The sequence below is a fragment of the Thermoleptolyngbya sp. M55_K2018_002 genome (assembly GCF_015295965.1).
GTDB lineage: Bacteria > Cyanobacteriota > Cyanobacteriia > Elainellales > Elainellaceae > Thermoleptolyngbya > Thermoleptolyngbya sichuanensis.
Genome location: NZ_DVEA01000055.1, coordinates 1 through 14,647 on the forward strand (window position 1 = coordinate 1; position 14,647 = coordinate 14,647).

Consider the following 14,647-nt stretch of genomic DNA (forward strand, 5'->3'; position numbering starts at 1 on the left):
GTTGCGCCGTTTTCGCTCATGGAGTTTTTGGGTGGGGCGCTGTTCACGGGTTTTGAGGGCGGGCTAGTGGCGATCGCCCTGCTCAGCCTGCTGGGGACGACGATTGTCAGTCCGGTATTTTGGGTGCCGCTGCTGGGAATCGTGGTGGGGCTGATTTTTGCCCAATCGCGCCGCTGGATCGAGCGCAACGATCTGCTCATCATTGCAGGGATCACGCTGGCGCTGGTGGCGTTTACGCCGCTTAGAAGAGGGCTAGCGATTATTGCTGCGCCGTCGCTACCCAATATTTTCATGTTGGCCATTTTTGCCGGACTGCTGGCCGTTTTCGTCGGAATTATATTCAGACTGGTTTATCTGGCGCTGTCGCGAGTCTTGTAGCGGCGGGTGCATCGCCCTTGTAAAAAAGTATGTCTAGCCAACGGGAAACGGAAACACCGGCATTTGTCCTTTCACTGTTAATCACGCTGGGCGTGGTGATGATGGGGCTGTGGTGGTCGGCAGATCATCTGAAAACGGCGCATTTGCTGTCGGTTAGCACTCGGCTGCGTCCTACAGAGCCAGACGGACTCTCGCCCAACGAGGTGCTAGGGCGCATCAGCAGCGGCGAGCGGCTGTTGATTCAGGCGGGCGCGTCGCCAGAGAAGCATCAGGGCGTGCAGGCGATCGCCGCTGGAAATTCTCGCCAGGCCGCTGCCTACTTTGCCGCCGCGCTCCAATCCACGCCCAACGATCCAGAGGCGCTGATTTACCTGAACAACGCCCAGATTGGCGCAAACCCAGCCTATGCGATCGCCGTCTCCGTGCCCCTCAGCCAGGACTTGAACAGTTCGCTGGAGGTGCTGCGGGGTGTGGCCCAGGCGCAGCAGGAAGTTAACCAGCGGGGCGGCATTGGCGGCGTGCTGCTGCGGGTGATCATTGCCAATGACGAAAACCGTCCTGCTGTGGCAAGGGCGATCGCCCAGGCCTTGGCTGCCAATCCTGCCGTGTTGGGTGTGGTTGGCCACGCCAGCGCCGAGGCAACTCTGGCGGCTGCGGAGATTTACGAAGCGGAGCAACTGGTTGCCATTTCGCCCCTCAGCACCGCCGTTGAACTAGCCCATGCTGGAGCCTATACCTATCGCACCGTGCCCAGCGATTTTGTGACCGCCCGCGCCCTGGCTGATCACTTACTCAACCAAATGAGGCAGCAAAAAGCCGCCGTCTTTTTCGACTCGCGCAGCCGCTACAGCCAGTCGCTCAAGGCAGAATTTGGGACGGCACTCTCTCTCGGCGGGGGGCTAGTGGTGCGAGAAATCGACGTGTCGCAGTCTACCTTTAGCGCCGCAGACAGCATTCAGCAGGCAACGTCCCAAGGCGCGACGGCGCTGGTGCTGCTGACCGATGGCGACCAGCTTGACCGGACGCTGCAAGTGGTGCGGACGAATGGCGGGCGACTGCCTCTGCTGGCGGGCGGCGATGTATACGCGCCGAAGACGCTGGAGGTGGGCGGGCCGGAGTCTGTGGGCATGGTGGTGGCAGTGCCGTGGCATATTCTGTCTGCGTCGCAGGCGGCGTTTGTGGAGCGATCGCGCCAGCTTTGGCGAGGCGACGTGAACTGGCGCACCGCCACGGCCTACGATGCGGTCCAAACGCTGATTGCCGCGCTGGAGCAGGCCCCGAACCGCGCGGGTGTGCAGCAGGTGCTCCGCTCCCCTGACTTTTTTGCCAGCGGCGCGACAGGAACGGTGCGATTTTTGCCAACGGGCGATCGCAACCAGGGCGTGCAGTTGGTGACAGTGCAGCCTGGCCTGCGATCGGGCTTTGGGTTTGACTTTGTGCCACTGGGCCACGCCCTGCCTGCTGCCCTGCCTGCGCCAGTCCCCCAACCAGTTCCCCAACTAGCCCCCGACTCTATTCCCGTCTCAGCGCCCAGCCCAGCACCGCAACCTTTCCCTGTACCCGCGCCGCCGTCCAATCCTGTAGAACCCCCCGCCTCCGATGCGCCCCCAGCGCCCAATGCCGTCGGTTAGGATACTTTCACGCCAATCCCTGGGCCTTGGCATGGCATGATGGTGGCATGATGGAGGAGGGCAGGGCGGCTGTGTCCGCTGGATGCCCTGCTGTGATCCAATAAGGTGATCCAATAAGGTGATCCAATAAAATCTTAATGAGTTGGAGCGTTTAGCCTTGCCTACGCTGGGTGTCAATATTGATCACGTCGCCACAATTCGGCAGGCGCGGCGCACGGTGGAACCCGATCCGGTAGCGGCGGCCGTGCTGGCAGAGCTAGCCGGGGCCGATGGCATTACGGTTCACCTGCGGGAAGATCGGCGGCATATTCAAGACCGGGATGTGCGGCTGCTGCGGCAGACGGTGCGGACCCATCTGAACCTAGAGATGGCAGCCACAGACGAGATGGTGGCGATCGCCCTCGACATTCGTCCCGATTACGTAACACTCGTGCCAGAACGCCGCGAGGAAGTGACCACCGAAGGCGGCCTCGACATCGCCGGACAAAAAGACCGGATGCTGCACGTCGTCAGCACGCTGCAAGCGGCGGGCATTCCCGTCAGCCTGTTCATTGATGCCGACGCAGCCCAGATCGACGCTTCCGCTGCTGTGGGGGCGCAGTTTATCGAACTGCACACAGGCCGCTATGCGGAAGCCCATGACGAGCAAAGCCACGCCCACGAACTGGCGATGCTGGCGCGGGGCTGTGAACGGGCGATCGCCGCTGGGCTGCGGGTCAATGCAGGACATGGACTCACCTACTGGAACGTGCGCCCCATCGCCCAGTTTCCCGGTATGGAGGAACTCAACATCGGCCATAGCATCATCAGCCGTGCTGTCCTTGTGGGTATGGATCGGGCCATCCGCGAGATGAAACAGGCCATGCTGGGGCTGCCGGGATGAGAAAATGAGCGATGGAGAACAAAGCTACAAGTGCCAGTTTCCTTCTCTTAACCCAATCCCAACCCTTGCTCCAACCCTTTATTCTTCAAATATCCCAATACCTCTCATGACCACCTATCACTTCATCCTGGCCAGTGAAAAATTTTTGCTCCAAGAGGAGCCGCTTGATGAGTCGCTGCGCGAGCGCACTCGCCACTATGCCGAAACGGGCAAAGAAATTGATTTTTGGCTGGTGCGTGAGCCTGCGTTTCTAGAAGCACCGGAGATGAGCGAATTCAAGGCAAAGTGTCCCCGCCCTGCGGTGGCGGTGATTTCGACGAACCCGCAGATGATTACCTGGCTCAAGCTGCGCCATGAATATGTGCTGGTTGGCCAGTTCGAGGCTCCTTCGGCGACGATTCCCGATCCGCTGGCATCCCTGTCCGCCGTCTAGAGGATGTCTAGAGAACATTCAAAACTCGATACGAAAAGCACAAAAAACCCCGGATCTCTTTGAAGAATCCGGGGTGACTCACCGTTTTGGAAGGGAACGGATTTCTGTAAAACGCTGTGAATAAAACGCGAATCAAACGCTATGAACGCGAATCAGACGCTATGAAATAGAGCGATGGCCTAGTCCCTTGGGATAGCTGCTGACCGTACTCACTGCCATCCGCAACGCATCTGTGCGGTCGGTAAACAGGTGATCGTGGGGCAGCAGGTTAAAAACACCGAGCTTTTCCAGACGGCGCTTGACCTTGCCCGCTGCGCCAACGAGGTAGACTTGGCGACCCTTCTCCACCGCATCGCGAATCGCGTTTTCAATTTCCAGCGAGGCAGTCACGCCCATGTGAGGCACGTCGCTCAGATCCATCACCAGCGCGTCGCAGTCGGCCAGGGTGTTATGCTGGCGGGCGATCGCCTTCGACACCCCAAAGATCATCGGCCCGCTCAGATAGAACAACTGCACACGACCGTTTGCCTCGTCCAGCAGGCGCTTTTCTTCGTCATTCAGCACCACATCATCATCCGTGTCGCTGATAACCTTGACTTCCTGAGAATGCAGCTCACTAAGACGCTCGATCGTCAGGATATTGGCAATAAACACACCCACGCCAACCGCCACAATCAAATCCACAAACACGGTCAGCAGCAGCACACCATACATGATGATGGAGCCGCGGGTCGAAACCTTGTGCGATCGCTTCAAAAAGCTCCAGTCCAGAATGTCAATCCCGACCTTGAGGGCAATCCCCGCCAACACAGCCATCGGGATTGCGCGAGTATACTGCGCCGCCCAAAGAACTACGATCAGCAAAATTGCCGCCCGCGTTAGTCCCGACAGGGCAGTTCTCGCGCCCGTTTGAATATTGACCACCGTGCCCATCGTTGCACCCGCACCCGGCAGCCCGCCGCACAGACCCGACACCAAGTTGCCAATGCCCTGACCAATCAACTCCTTGTTGGAGTTGTGTTCTGTGCGGGTGAGGCTGTCGGCAATCACCGCCGTCAGCAGCGTATCAATGCAGCCCAGCATTCCTAGCATGGCTCCATCAACCAGCATTTTGGTCATCAGACCGGGCGTAAACGTCGGCACCTGTAGGGTGGGCAGACCCATTGGAATTTCGCCAATACGCGGAATATCCGCCCCCGGAAACAGCATCAGTGATGCCAGCGTGCCTACAATCAGCGCCACAAGCTGCGGCGGGGCATAGCGCTTAAGCTTGCGCGGCCATAGAAAAATGATCGCCAGCGTCAACCCGCCGAGAATAGCCGCTGGGGGGTTGATGTTGGCCAGCAGCGTCGGCAAATTCGTGACTGTTCCCAGCACTCCACCCTTGGGAGCTTTCTGTCCCAGAAATGGCGCGATTTGCAGAATCACTAGAATCACGCCAATACCCGACATAAAGCCTGAAATGACGCTGTAGGGCATGAGCGTAACGTACTTGCCCAACTTGAACACACCAAACAGGATTTGAAAAATGCCTGCCAGCATAACCACTGTAAAGGCCATCGCCAGTCCGTGTTCTGGATCAGTGGCCACCAGCGAGGCGATTACGGATGTCGTAATCACGGTCATCGGGCCGGTGGGTTCTGAAATGAGCGTCGGCGTGCCGCCAAACAGCGCTGCGAAAAAACCCACACAGACTGCGCCGTAGAGTCCGGCGACGGGGCCAGCACCAGAAGCCACGCCGAACGCCAGCGCCAGAGGCAAAGAGACGATAGCGGTGGTCAAGCCACCAAAGAAATCACCCCGCAAGTTCCTGAAGTGGATGTGATTGGTAATTTGCATAGGGATAAGGATGAAAGATCTAATGCACCATTGGCGAACTCAATCGATCGCATAGTCTTTAGTCTATATTTTGTCTTTTATTCATAGACTTTGAACTATCACCCAAGGGTATAGTGTTCGATGCTCAACGTAAAGCATTGACCTGATAAGAATTTCTAAGTGGAGATGGGGTCGTGAATGAATCAAAATAATAGTATTTAGTCTATGGAAATCAGATTTTTAATAGAACTCAGGCTATGAATAAGCGTATAGTGTTCGCTGGATAACGTAAAGCACTGATTGATAAGAATTCCTGAGCATTTCTAAAGTGGTGGGTGAATTCACCAAATCTCTGTCCCTCCAAATCTCTGTCCCTCTAAGCTGGCAACTTGTCCTGAGTCGTCGCTGCCCCTTTTATGGTGAAAACGACTATAATTAATTCATGCCTGCTATCCAATGACTACCTGGAAAGTCCGTAAACTGTGCTACAAACTGTTTTTTCTTACCAAAATTCTGAGACGCTGCCCAGGGATTTGTTTGGGGCGATCGCCGATCTCAAGCGCGAACTCAATGCGGTCATCCTGGCGCACTATTATCAAGATCCCGATATTCAAGACATTGCCGACTACATTGGCGACTCGCTGGGGTTGTCGCAGCAGGCCGCTAGCACCGATGCAGACGTGATCGTGTTTGCAGGGGTGCATTTCATGGCAGAAACAGCGAAGATTTTGAATCCGCACAAGCTGGTGCTGCTGCCCGACCTAGAGGCAGGCTGTTCCCTGGCAGATAGCTGCCCGGCCGATGCCTTTGCGGCGTTCAAAGCGGCGCATCTGGATCACCTTGTCGTGTCCTATATCAACTGCACCGCAGACATCAAAGCCCTCAGCGATATTATCTGCACCAGTTCCAATGCGGTAAAGATCGTGCAGCAGATTCCCCCTGATCAGCCCATCATCTTTGCCCCCGATCGCAACCTAGGGCGCTATGTCATGGAGCAGACCGGGCGCGAGATGGTGCTGTGGCAGGGAAGCTGCATGGTGCATGAAACCTTTTCGGAACGCAAGATTGTGCAGTTGCAAATCGAGCATCCCGAAGCAGAAGTCATCGCCCATCCCGAATGCGAACCCGCCGTTCTGCGCCACGCCCACTACATCGGCTCTACCACCGCGCTGCTCGGCTATTGCCAGAAAAGCGAGAGCCGCACTTTCATCGTAGCGACGGAACCGGGCATTATTCACCAGATGCAAAAGGCGGAACCTGGCAAGACCTTCATCCCTGCGCCACCGCTGAACCAGTGCGCCTGCAACGAGTGTCCGCACATGCGGCTGAATACGCTAGAGAAGCTGTATCTCTGCATGAAAAACCGCCGGCCCGAAATTACTCTATCCGAGGAGATTCAGGCGGCGGCGCTCAGACCGATTCAGCGCATGTTGGAGATGAGCTAGAGATGATGGGCTAGGAAAGGATGAGCTAGGGTCGGTGGACAAGGACGCTTAGTGACCAATGAAGTCGCCCAGGTGGCGGGTGAGGCGTTCGATCAGCCCTTCGCTTTGCGACAGGTCGGCGATCGCCTCTTCTTCCACACGCTTCACCGTTTCTGGCGCAAAGCCCAGCAGATTTACAAGCCGCTGGTAGGCTTCGGCTTCTTCAGCGTTGACGAGTTCCTCATCAGGCGTGCGGGCGCTGGAGTTGATCACAGCATAGCCCAGGCGCAGTACCAGTTCCCGCTCCTCAATCGTTTGCAGTTTGGGAATGAGTTCCTCCAGCGGAATATTTTGCATGACGTAATCCCGCAACTCCTTCCGCAATTCTTCCTTTTGGGGCGCATCGGCTGCAAAGAGTCCGCTAAAGCTGTCGAGCATCACATCTACTTCTTCTTCGGCGAGGTTGCCATCGGCCCAGGCCATCGCTGCAACAACGCGGAGCAGAGTCATTTGGCTGGGACTGATGGACGGTGGCGGCGGTGTCTGTAGCGGCATAGAGATCTCCTCAAGTGTGATGGAGGAATTTTTTCAGACAGTACCACACCCCATTCGGAGAGCCTTGGAGCTTAAGCTTCTTGTCCAGAGTTGGTTACATGACGTTACACAGCGTTTCCCAGTCGATACCCAGCCAGCCCCGCAGAAGTGCCTTTTGAGCATCGTTGGCAGACGGCAGGGGCGTAAGCTTGAAACTGCTGGGGGAGGGCGGGTCGAGGGTGACGGGAAGGGTGCGGAGTTCGTCTTGATGAAAGACCGTGACCTGCACTGTGTCGCCAGGTCGGTAGTTTTGCAGGCGATCGCCCAACTGCTCCGCCGACACCCGCAGCCCGTCCAGCGCCAGTAGCTCGTCGCCAATGTCGAGGCCGGCTTGCTGGGCAGGTGCGCCCATTTCGATGAACTGAATCGTGGTTTTGCCATTTTCGGCGCGGGCGGTGATGCCCAGACTGGGCGGGGCGCTGCTCACGTCGTCGGGTTGCAGGCACAGCCCAAACGGATGCAGGTATTCGTCAAAGGGCAATTCTTCGGTGGTGTGCAGCGCGTGGTGGAAAAAGTCGGTGAGGTCAGTTTCGGCAACAGCGGCGATCGCCCCTTCTAGCTCCTCCGGCGTAAAGCCAATTTCATCCCGCCCAAACCGCTGCCACATCAGCCGCATGACATCATCGAGCGATCGCCCGTTTTGGTGCTTGGCGCGAATCTGCAAATCCAGCAGCAGCGACACCATTTCGCCCTTGAGATAGTAAGAGATCTGGTTGTTGTTGCTATTTGCATCGCGGCGATAGAGCTTGATCCACGCATCAAAACTGGATTCACTCAGCGGCTGCACTTTGCGTCCAGGAATCGTGAGAAACTGCGTGATCTCCTTGCTCAATTCTTTGAGATAGGTCTTTGCATCATACAGTCCCGCCCGAAAGGGAATTGCCAGATCATAAAAGCTGGTCGTCCCTTCGCAAAACCAAAGCGACGGCGTGTAATTTTCCGATTCATAATCAAAGACTTCCAGCGCCTTCGGACGAATCCGCTTCACGTTCCAGAGGTGAAAAAATTCGTGTGCCACCAACTGCATAAAGCGGTTGTATTTCTCCCTAGCTCGGAAGCTGAAACGCCCGTAGTTCAGGGTGCAGGAGTCTTTATGCTCCAGCCCGCCATAGCCCTGAGACGACAAATGCAGCAAAAACAGATAGCGCTCGTAGGGCAGCCCGCCGAATAGCGCTGCTTCCACTTCCACAATTCGCGTGGTGTCTTGAATTAAATCTGCCGCGTCGTAGTTGCCCGTTCCCCAGATCACCCACTCGTGGGGCTTACCCAGCACGCTAAATTCGTGGCGATCGTGGATGCCCACCTCCACAGGCGTATCCACCAGCGTATCAAAGTCAGCAGCTTCAAAGGTGTTTGCCTCACCCGACACGGCTGGCAGCGTGGTTGCGATTTTCCACGATGGCTTGGGCGGCACGATCGTCACTCGAATGGGCTGACGCTCGAACCCTGGCACAAAGAAGAACAGCGCTGCGCCGTTGAAGTATCCGTGAGTCGTGTCGAGATGGTTCGTGCGGACGGTCAGTTCATTGGCAAATACGCGATACTTCAGCGTGATCTCTGACGGGCCGTTTGCGTGAACTCGCCAGTGGTTTTTGCTAATCTTCTCCCATGTCAGTCCAGAGTCTACAGAAAAATCCTGCACATGCCGTGAGTATTCCCGAATCAGGTAGGAGCCGGGGGTCCACACGGGCATTTTGAGATCGAGCGTGGTCTGTTGCCAGCCAGAAACCCGCAGCGTCACCTCGAACAGGTGCGTCTCTGGCTGGGGCATGGCGACGGTGTAGTGAAGCTGGACTGTGGTGGCGCTGGCGGTGTAGGGCTGAACTTGAGTAGCGGTCATGGGCGGGATGAGTTGAAAAACGAGTTGCTAGACTGCTGGTATTCTGTCTAGTCTAGGCGATCGCCCTCCAAAGTCACCGAAAATTCTCTCAGTCCTAACTCTGAACCCCACCCCCTGCCATGCGCTACCCCTTTTGGCTCTCGTTCCTGCAACTGGCCGGTGTGAACATGGTGTCGAATCTGCTGGTGCCGCTGGCGGGGCTGCTGGATCTGGCGTTTTTGGGCAATTTGGCAGAGATTCGGCATCTGGCGGGCGTGGCGATCGCCACCGTTTTATTCAACTATCTGTACTGGACCTTTGGCTTTTTGCGGATGGGCACAACGGGCACGACGGCGCAGGCAGTGGGCCGGGGCGACGCGGACGAAGTGCTGCTGACGGGGCTACGGGGTGGGGCGATCGCTCTGACCGTGGGGCTGGGGATTGTGCTGCTGCAACTGCCGCTGCGAGAGATTGGCTTTACGCTGCTGAGCGCCGCACCGGAGGTAAAACAGGCCGGGCGAGCCTATTACAACGCGATGATTTGGGGGGCACCCGCGACGCTGCTCAATCTGGTGTGGATGGGCTGGTTTTTGGGACGGGGTAAGGGGCGGGCGGTGCTGCTGCTGTCGGCGGTCAGCAATGGCGTGAATGTTGTGCTGAACTACTGGCTGATTGTGCGATGGGGCTGGGCCAGCGCAGGGGCAGGCGCGGCCACGGCCCTGAGCCAGTACGCCATGCTGGGGGTGGCGCTGGGTCTGCTGAGCCGCGAGGTGTCTGGGACGCAGGTGCGGGCAGTGTTTCCCAAAATCTGGAACGCGGCAGCGCTGAAGTCCCTGGTTCTGCTGAACGGCAATATTGTGATTCGCACCTTTGCCCTGATTACCACGTTTGCAGTGTTTACTAACCTCAGCGCTGCGGTGGGAACGACCGTGCTGGCGGCAAATACACTGCTGCTCCAGGTGGTGACCCTGGCGGCCTACTTCATCGATGGCCTCGCCTTTGCCACCGAAACCTACGCGGGCCAATTTCACGGCGGCGGCCAGCGCGATCGCCTGCGGGCCTTGGCGGAACTCTCTGGAGCGCTGAGCCTGGGACTCGGACTGGCGATCGCCCTCCTGTTTGCCCTGTTGCCCCAACCGCTGTTTCGCCTGCTGACGCATCATGCCGACGTGCTGGAGGGCGTGCGCCAGTCGGCCTGGTGGCTGCTGCCGCTGCTGGGCTTCGGCTCCCTGGCGTATATGCTCGACGGCTATTTTCTCGGCATCACGGCAGGAAACGTGTTGCGAAAGTCGGCCCTTGCCTCATCGCTGCTGGGATTCGCTCCCATCGCGGCGATCGCCTGGCAAACTCAGAGCAACGCGCTGCTGTGGCTGGCGCTCACTTGTTTCATGGCAACCCGCACAGTGACGCTGGGCTGGGCGCTGCGGCAATCTTACCTAGAGCGCTGCTAGAGATTAGCGGGATGAGATTAGCGGGGAACTGGCTCGAATTTGTCAATGCCGCCATCTGCAATCTACTCGTGTTTCTGGCGATCGCCCACCCAGTTGTGCAAGTTCCGAATCGTGATTTAGCATCCGGCTAGCGTGCTGCAAGCTGAGCAATTTGCGTGCGAGCCTTTGCGATTGACTCAGCCAAGCTGCGTTCTCCAGACTCTTCATTTTCAACGGCAATAAACGTAATATCGGTGATGCCGATAAATCCGAAAACTGCCCGCAAGTAAGGGTCTTGATAGTTCAGCATCTCGTACTTCTCGCCTGGGCCATAGCCGGAGATTCCGCGTGACGTGATGATGAACATTTTCTTGTTCTGCACCAGCGCTTTATATGGGTTTTCTGGATTCTCTGGTGTGAATTCAAACGTGCGCCCGATGCGTACAATCTGATCAATATAAGCTTTCATTGTGCTGGGCACGCTGAAGTTATACATAGGCACGCCAATGATGCAGATATCTGCGGCCAGCAGCTCATCGACCAGGCGATCGCTCAGATGAATGGCCTCCCAAAGCTCTGGCGTGCGCTGATCTGGCGGTGTGTAGGCCGCTGCAATCCACGCCTCGCTGACATGCGGGAGCGGATCGCGGCCGATGTCTCGATAGGTGACAGTATCGGCAGGATGAGCCTGCTTCCAGGCTTCGACAAATTCGCGGGTGAGTTGGCGAGAGCGCGATCGCGCATCCCGCGGACTCGAATCCAGATGCAGCAGATGAGCCATAATTCCTCCTGGGGGGGTCAACGTCTCTAGCGTAGAGAAGTCCGCCAAGGGGAACTATTTGATTCCTGCGGTTCTGTCAAAATCTTGCGGTGATTTTTTGGCGGGCGATCGCCTCCGATCTACCTGTCCAGACCAAAACGATCAATGTGGCATTATGCCTACAATACGAAGTAATTGAGTGAATCTGACCCGATGACATCTGCTGACCTGCGTCCCGCTCAAATGGATCACGCGCCTGTCTTGTCGAGCGACAATTTAGGCTGGGAAAATATCCTGGTTAAGCAGTTTCAGCCGCCCGCAGGCGAGGCATTTTGCCACTTTCCTGAGGAACACACCATTTGTCTATCGCTGTCCTCCCGCCCGGTTCAGTTTCTCCAGATCAAAGGCAGTAAAAGATTTACCGGGCTGTATGGCAAAGGTGATATTTCGATTACTCCAGCGGGGGTGCCAGTGTTTGCTCGCTGGCAGCAAGCCGACCACTTTTTGGAAATTCGGCTGCCGTCTCAGTTTTTGCAAACGGTGGCTTATGAAACGCTGGGCAGCGCCGCAGTCCGGCTAGAACTGGTTGACGACTTTCGGATTCGGGATGCCCAACTGGAGGCGATCGCCCAACTCCTGCTCACCGATTTGCAGCAGCAAAGTCTGGGCGGCAAACTCTACATCGACTCGCTGACCAACGTTTTGGCAGTGCATTTGATTCGGCATTATGCCGCTACAACCGCTCAAATTTCGGAGTACGAAGGTGGGCTGAGCCAACAGCAACTGCTCCAGGTTTTGGACTATCTCAATGACCATTTAGATCAGGAGATTAAGCTGGCGGATCTGGCAAATCTGCTAGGCATTAGCCAGTTTCACTTTAGTCGCTTGTTCAAGCAATCGGTCGGGCTTTCTCCCTATCAATACTTGCTTCAGCAGCGCATCGAAACGGCAAAACGACTGCTCAAACAAACCGATGATTCAATTATGGAAATTGCGCTCAGCTGCGGATTTAATAGCCACAGCCACCTGACCCAGCAGTTTCGTAAATTGACAGGAATCACCCCCAGTCGCTATCGCAGCGATCGCTAGAAAATCGCACCCGCAGAATTGCCTAGACATACGTGTGGACTGAGATGGAGGGGCGATCGCCCGCGATCCCATCACGGGGTTGCCTGTCCCTGGGGCGCTTCTTCCGCGGGCGCGGCCTGCACCTGGCAGGGCTGGGTCTGGCAATTCTGGATATAAAGCTGCTCGACGTAGGACTTTTGCCAGCTTAGGGGAATTTCTAGTAGGTCGCGGGGGCCGGTCAGGGCCTGACCGACAAAAAACAGCAGGGCAATGGTATTGAGCGCGGTGTGGACTCTACGCCAGGTCAGGGCTTTTTCTTTGTCGCGGCTGTAGATGTCAGGGGCGATCGCCAGCGAAAAAATCATCAGCATGGCGGCGATCATGCCGTAGTAGAAATGCGACACCTGCCACTCAAAATCGCGCCGAAAAACAAGATCGTACAAATTTCCGTCGCCAGCCTGAAACTTTTGGAAGCCGATGATCCACATCCCTAGCCCCGTGAGCATAGCAAACAGGGCCCGCCAGAACCAGGCGGTTTGCGGATTCAGCGAGGCAGCACGATAGAGAAACACCAGTGCGGCGATAGTGGCAATAAAGAATCCCAGAATTAGGTAAAACCGGGTGGAATTTGCCGCCCAGTTGCCGCTGTCTAGCACGAGCTTTTTGTAAATCGGCTGCGCCATGCCCAGCAGCGTGATGCCCACGACAGAAGCGCTCAGCCATTTGCCCAGCTTGAAATGGTCGGGGCCGACGATGGGCGGAATCTTGCTCTTGTCTCCGGCGACAAGCTGTAGGCGGCGCTGACGGGTTTGCCAGGCAAAGTACACCACCGCACCAATCAGGGGGAACACAAAGAAAACGGCGATCGCCGGATGCAGCAGTGTAGCGATATCTTCAACACTCATGGCAGGTTAGATCCGCATTAGGTCAGCAGCCTGAATCCTTCAATCCTGAAGCAACTACGTACCACAACGCCGCTTGGATCTCCAGATTCAGGATTAGCTTAGGGAAACTGCCTGCATTCTAAATGAATTTTGACTGAGAAAATAGCGGCTGCGTGGGGGCTGAGCGCTTTTCAAAAAACCGTTTCTGAAAAACTAAAAGCCCGCTTGATTGAAAAGCCCACTTTATTGAACGCATTCCTGAAGAAGGGCGATCGCCTTTAGCCAGGATTCACCCGCATCAACACCTGCCCAAATTCTACCGAGTCACCGTTTTTCACTAAAATTTCAACGATTTCGCCGTTTACCTCGGCCTCGATTTCGTTCATGATTTTCATCGCCTCGATGATGCATACCGTCTGCCCATTGCGAATGCGATCGCCCACATTCACAAACGGCGGCTCATCCGGCGCAGGGGCGCTGTAAAACGTGCCCACAATTGGCGAGGTAATCTCCACCAGCTTTTCGGTGGCCAGGGGGGATGGGGGTGAGGGGAGTGCAGCAGCCGGGGGCGCGGCGGGCGCAATGGGCGCGACCGGGGGCGGCATGAAGCGGGCCGGATCGACGGATTCGACAACCGTTGGGCGATCGCTCTCTTTGCCCTGCTTCCGCAAAATCAGCTCAAAATCGCTGCTTTTCAACGTAAACTCTGCCAAATCGGTCTGGTTTAGCAGAGACAGAAGCTCACGAATCTCATTAAAGTTTAATTCCACGGTTTTTATCGCCCCACGTCACCAGCGGTCACAGCAAGCCAGCCAAAACTCACGAGGTTTCGCGCCCCAGATAAGTATCGGTGCGGGTGTCAATCTTGATGCGCTCGCCCTTGGCAATGAACAGCGGCACCATCACCTGAGCGCCCGTCTCCACAATGGCGGGCTTGGTGCCACCCGTCGCTGTATCGCCCTTCACGCCGGGGTCTGTTTCGATAATTTCCAAAACGACGGAGTTGGGCAGTTCCACTTCCATCACCTGGTCGCCCCAGCGAACGACGTTCACTTCCATGCCCTCTTTCAAATATTTGACGCGATCGCCAATTTGCGCCGCCGTCAGCCGCCCTTCTTCGTAGCTCTCCATGTCCATAAAGACGTAATCATCACCCTCTTTATAGGTGTGCTGCATCACGCTTTTTTCCAAGATCGCCTGGGGGACGGTTTCCCCAGCGCGGAAGGTGCGTTCCACCACGTTGCCTGTTTGGGCATTTTTCAGCTTCGTCCGCACAAACGCCGACCCCTTACCAGGCTTGACATGGAGAAATTCCACCACGCGCCATACAGAACCATCGAGGACAATGCTCACGCCCGGACGAAAGTCGTTGCTGGAAATCATGAATCGAGGTGATGAGAGAAGAACAACCGACGATACATTGTACCGCTTGAGGGGGACGCAGTGGACAGCGGGCTAAAAACGCCGCCTCACAAACGCCACCGCACAAACGCCACCGCACAAACGCCGCCATGCAAACCTGGGA

13 protein-coding genes and 1 pseudogene are annotated in these 14,647 nt (G+C 56.6%); 7 read left to right on the top strand and 7 right to left on the bottom strand.

The window, feature by feature from the left end:
- The 4 genes and pseudogenes from IGS51_RS02660 to IGS51_RS02675 all read left to right on the top strand — a co-directional run.
- Positions 1 to 378, top strand: a pseudogene (locus IGS51_RS02660) (serine/threonine protein kinase); the annotation flags it as partial.
- Positions 379 to 407: 29 nt separating this feature from the next.
- Positions 408 to 2,009, top strand: coding sequence for an ABC transporter substrate-binding protein (locus IGS51_RS02665; RefSeq protein WP_297075564.1), 1,602 nt, complete (start codon positions 408 to 410; stop codon positions 2,007 to 2,009).
- 157 nt (positions 2,010 to 2,166) lie between these two features.
- Complete coding sequence (locus IGS51_RS02670; protein ID WP_297075566.1) at positions 2,167 to 2,892, top strand: pyridoxine 5'-phosphate synthase; 726 nt, start codon at positions 2,167 to 2,169, stop codon at positions 2,890 to 2,892.
- Between the two features lie 106 nt (positions 2,893 to 2,998).
- Positions 2,999 to 3,325 carry an MgPME-cyclase complex family protein gene (locus IGS51_RS02675; RefSeq protein ID WP_172353443.1) on the top strand — a complete coding sequence of 109 codons (327 nt, stop codon included), beginning with the start codon at positions 2,999 to 3,001 and terminating at the stop codon, positions 3,323 to 3,325.
- A gap of 159 nt (positions 3,326 to 3,484) precedes the next feature.
- Here the strand turns inward: IGS51_RS02675 and IGS51_RS02680 are convergent, their stop codons facing one another.
- On the bottom strand, positions 3,485 to 5,164 hold the full coding sequence (locus IGS51_RS02680) for a SulP family inorganic anion transporter (protein WP_297075569.1): 1,680 nt from the start codon (positions 5,162 to 5,164) through the stop codon (positions 3,485 to 3,487).
- Positions 5,165 to 5,625: 461 nt separating this feature from the next.
- Here IGS51_RS02680 and nadA point away from each other — a divergent pair, with 461 nt between their 5' ends.
- Positions 5,626 to 6,588 carry a quinolinate synthase NadA gene (gene nadA, locus IGS51_RS02685; protein WP_297075570.1) on the top strand — a complete coding sequence of 321 codons (963 nt, stop codon included), beginning with the start codon at positions 5,626 to 5,628 and terminating at the stop codon, positions 6,586 to 6,588.
- Positions 6,589 to 6,636: 48 nt separating this feature from the next.
- Here the strand turns inward: nadA and IGS51_RS02690 are convergent, their stop codons facing one another.
- Positions 6,637 to 7,122, bottom strand: a complete 486-nt coding sequence (locus tag IGS51_RS02690; protein WP_297075572.1) for a TerB family tellurite resistance protein — start codon at positions 7,120 to 7,122, stop codon at positions 6,637 to 6,639.
- A 94-nt stretch (positions 7,123 to 7,216) separates the two neighbouring features.
- Positions 7,217 to 9,001 (bottom strand): M61 family metallopeptidase, encoded by a 1,785-nt coding sequence (locus tag IGS51_RS02695; protein ID WP_297075574.1) that lies wholly within the window; start codon positions 8,999 to 9,001, stop codon positions 7,217 to 7,219.
- A gap of 119 nt (positions 9,002 to 9,120) precedes the next feature.
- Here IGS51_RS02695 and IGS51_RS02700 point away from each other — a divergent pair, with 119 nt between their 5' ends.
- Positions 9,121 to 10,431: an MATE family efflux transporter gene (locus tag IGS51_RS02700; RefSeq protein ID WP_297075576.1), complete on the top strand. Its 1,311-nt coding sequence runs from the start codon at positions 9,121 to 9,123 to the stop codon at positions 10,429 to 10,431.
- A gap of 127 nt (positions 10,432 to 10,558) precedes the next feature.
- Here IGS51_RS02700 and IGS51_RS02705 read toward each other — a convergent pair whose 3' ends face one another.
- Entirely contained in the window at positions 10,559 to 11,191 is a 633-nt protein-coding gene (locus tag IGS51_RS02705; RefSeq protein WP_297075579.1) for an FMN-dependent NADH-azoreductase, read from the bottom strand.
- Between the two features lie 192 nt (positions 11,192 to 11,383).
- On the opposite strand from IGS51_RS02705, the gene IGS51_RS02710 reads away from it, so the two are divergent.
- Positions 11,384 to 12,259: a helix-turn-helix domain-containing protein gene (locus tag IGS51_RS02710; protein WP_297075582.1), complete on the top strand. Its 876-nt coding sequence runs from the start codon at positions 11,384 to 11,386 to the stop codon at positions 12,257 to 12,259.
- A gap of 71 nt (positions 12,260 to 12,330) precedes the next feature.
- Here IGS51_RS02710 and IGS51_RS02715 read toward each other — a convergent pair whose 3' ends face one another.
- The 3 genes from IGS51_RS02715 to efp form a co-directional block, all read right to left on the bottom strand.
- A complete protein-coding gene (locus tag IGS51_RS02715; protein ID WP_297075584.1) occupies positions 12,331 to 13,143 on the bottom strand; it encodes a DUF4079 domain-containing protein in 813 nt (270 codons plus the stop codon).
- Positions 13,144 to 13,400: 257 nt separating this feature from the next.
- Complete coding sequence (accB, locus tag IGS51_RS02720; RefSeq protein WP_297075586.1) at positions 13,401 to 13,892, bottom strand: acetyl-CoA carboxylase biotin carboxyl carrier protein; 492 nt, start codon at positions 13,890 to 13,892, stop codon at positions 13,401 to 13,403.
- A gap of 49 nt (positions 13,893 to 13,941) precedes the next feature.
- The gene (gene efp, locus IGS51_RS02725) at positions 13,942 to 14,505 is read right to left on the bottom strand and encodes an elongation factor P (protein ID WP_068510736.1); all 564 of its coding nucleotides are present in this window, start codon (positions 14,503 to 14,505) and stop codon (positions 13,942 to 13,944) included.
- Between the last annotated feature and the right edge of the window lie 142 nt (positions 14,506 to 14,647).